Source organism: Streptomyces sp. NPDC037273, assembly GCF_055603625.1.
Genome location: NZ_JBVJVO010000034.1, coordinates 1 through 3,094, shown reverse-complemented (window position 1 = coordinate 3,094; position 3,094 = coordinate 1). Strand labels below are relative to the sequence as shown.

General features: G+C 57.5%; 2 rRNA genes (1 of these 2 cut by a window edge). Both read right to left on the bottom strand.

The features are described 5' to 3' along the window. Positions 1–1,274: ribosomal RNA gene (locus tag ACZ7G1_RS38810) — 23S ribosomal RNA — on the bottom strand (it extends 1,927 nt beyond the left edge of the window). Between the two features lie 286 nt (positions 1,275–1,560). After that, a 16S ribosomal RNA gene (locus ACZ7G1_RS38805) occupies positions 1,561–3,086 on the bottom strand. The 16S and 23S rRNA genes sit together here, the layout of an rRNA operon. Positions 3,087–3,094: the final 8 nt, after the last annotated feature.

Sequence of the window (3,094 nt, the reverse complement as noted above, 5' to 3'; positions counted from 1 at the left end):
TGCTGCAATGACACGACTTCGGCGGTACGCTTGAGCCCCGCTACATTGTCGGCGCGGAATCACTTGACCAGTGAGCTATTACGCACTCTTTCAAGGGTGGCTGCTTCTAAGCCAACCTCCTGGTTGTCTCTGCGACTCCACATCCTTTCCCACTTAGCGTACGCTTAGGGGCCTTAGTCGATGCTCTGGGCTGTTTCCCTCTCGACCATGGAGCTTATCCCCCACAGTCTCACTGCCGTGCTCTCACTTACCGGCATTCGGAGTTTGGCTAAGGTCAGTAACCCGGTAGGGCCCATCGCCTATCCAGTGCTCTACCTCCGGCAAGAAACACACGACGCTGCACCTAAATGCATTTCGGGGAGAACCAGCTATCACGGAGTTTGATTGGCCTTTCACCCCTAACCACAGGTCATCCCCCAGGTTTTCAACCCTGGTGGGTTCGGTCCTCCACGAAGTCTTACCTCCGCTTCAACCTGCCCATGGCTAGATCACTCCGCTTCGGGTCTTGAGCGTGCTACTGAATCGCCCTATTCGGACTCGCTTTCGCTACGGCTTCCCCACACGGGTTAACCTCGCAACACACCGCAAACTCGCAGGCTCATTCTTCAAAAGGCACGCAGTCACGAGATACAGCAAGCTGTATCCGACGCTCCCACGGCTTGTAGGCACACGGTTTCAGGTACTATTTCACTCCGCTCCCGCGGTACTTTTCACCATTCCCTCACGGTACTATCCGCTATCGGTCACCAGGGAATATTTAGGCTTAGCGGGTGGTCCCGCCAGATTCACACGGGATTTCTCGGGCCCCGTGCTACTTGGGTGTCTCTCAAACGAGCCGTCAATGTTTCAGCTACGGGGGTCTTACCCTCTACGCCGGACCTTTCGCATGTCCTTCGCCTACATCAACGGTTTCTGACTCGTCTCACAGCCGGCAGACTGTGAAAGAGAGATCCCACAACCCCGCATGCGCAACCCCTGCCGGGTATCACACGCATACGGTTTGGCCTCATCCGGTTTCGCTCGCCACTACTCCCGGAATCACGGTTGTTTTCTCTTCCTGAGGGTACTGAGATGTTTCACTTCCCCTCGTTCCCTCCACATGCCCTATGTGTTCAGGCATGGGTGACAGCCCATGACGACTGCCGGGTTTCCCCATTCGGAAACCCCCGGATCAAAGCCTGGTTGACGGCTCCCCGGGGACTATCGTGGCCTCCCACGTCCTTCATCGGTTCCTGGTGCCAAGGCATCCACCGTGCGCCCTTAAAAACTTGGCCACAGATGCTCGCGTCCACTGTGTAGTTCTCAAACAACGACCAGCCACCCATCACCCCACCAGACAAGCCGATGAGTTCACTGGGGCCGGAGACTTGAAGGACGACCAACCGGCCGTACCCTCAGACACCCAACAACGTGCCAAGCACAGTCCGTTCCTCGAATCCCGTGTTCCACGCCGAAGCAGTACTAGCGGTTTCGATTCACTGACTGTGCCAACTAATCAACGTTCCACCCATGAGCTGACCGTGCAGAACGTTTGCCTGCAATCGGTACTGTGCTCCTTAGAAAGGAGGTGATCCAGCCGCACCTTCCGGTACGGCTACCTTGTTACGACTTCGTCCCAATCGCCAGTCCCACCTTCGACAGCTCCCTCCCACAAGGGGTTGGGCCACCGGCTTCGGGTGTTACCGACTTTCGTGACGTGACGGGCGGTGTGTACAAGGCCCGGGAACGTATTCACCGCAGCAATGCTGATCTGCGATTACTAGCAACTCCGACTTCATGGGGTCGAGTTGCAGACCCCAATCCGAACTGAGACCGGCTTTTTGAGATTCGCTCCGCCTCGCGGCATCGCAGCTCTTTGTACCGGCCATTGTAGCACGTGTGCAGCCCAAGACATAAGGGGCATGATGACTTGACGTCGTCCCCACCTTCCTCCGAGTTGACCCCGGCGGTCTCCTGTGAGTCCCCATCACCCCGAAGGGCATGCTGGCAACACAGGACAAGGGTTGCGCTCGTTGCGGGACTTAACCCAACATCTCACGACACGAGCTGACGACAGCCATGCACCACCTGTATACCGACCACAAGGGGGGCACTATCTCTAATGCTTTCCGGTATATGTCAAGCCTTGGTAAGGTTCTTCGCGTTGCGTCGAATTAAGCCACATGCTCCGCTGCTTGTGCGGGCCCCCGTCAATTCCTTTGAGTTTTAGCCTTGCGGCCGTACTCCCCAGGCGGGGAACTTAATGCGTTAGCTGCGGCACCGACGACGTGGAATGTCGCCAACACCTAGTTCCCAACGTTTACGGCGTGGACTACCAGGGTATCTAATCCTGTTCGCTCCCCACGCTTTCGCTCCTCAGCGTCAGTAATGGCCCAGAGATCCGCCTTCGCCACCGGTGTTCCTCCTGATATCTGCGCATTTCACCGCTACACCAGGAATTCCGATCTCCCCTACCACACTCTAGCCTGCCCGTATCGGATGCAGACCCGGGGTTAAGCCCCGGGCTTTCACACCCGACGTGACAAGCCGCCTACGAGCTCTTTACGCCCAATAATTCCGGACAACGCTTGCGCCCTACGTATTACCGCGGCTGCTGGCACGTAGTTAGCCGGCGCTTCTTCTGCAGGTACCGTCACTTTCGCTTCTTCCCTGCTGAAAGAGGTTTACAACCCGAAGGCCGTCATCCCTCACGCGGCGTCGCTGCATCAGGCTTTCGCCCATTGTGCAATATTCCCCACTGCTGCCTCCCGTAGGAGTCTGGGCCGTGTCTCAGTCCCAGTGTGGCCGGTCGCCCTCTCAGGCCGGCTACCCGTCGTCGCCTTGGTAGGCCATTACCCCACCAACAAGCTGATAGGCCGCGGGCTCATCCTTCACCGCCGGAGCTTTCCAGTCCAGGAGATGCCTCCCGAACTCGTATCCGGTATTAGACCCCGTTTCCAGGGCTTGTCCCAGAGTGAAGGGCAGATTGCCCACGTGTTACTCACCCGTTCGCCACTAATCCACCCCGAAGGGCTTCATCGTTCGACTTGCATGTGTTAAGCACGCCGCCAGCGTTCGTCCTGAGCCAGGATCAAACTCTCCGTGAATGTTTACC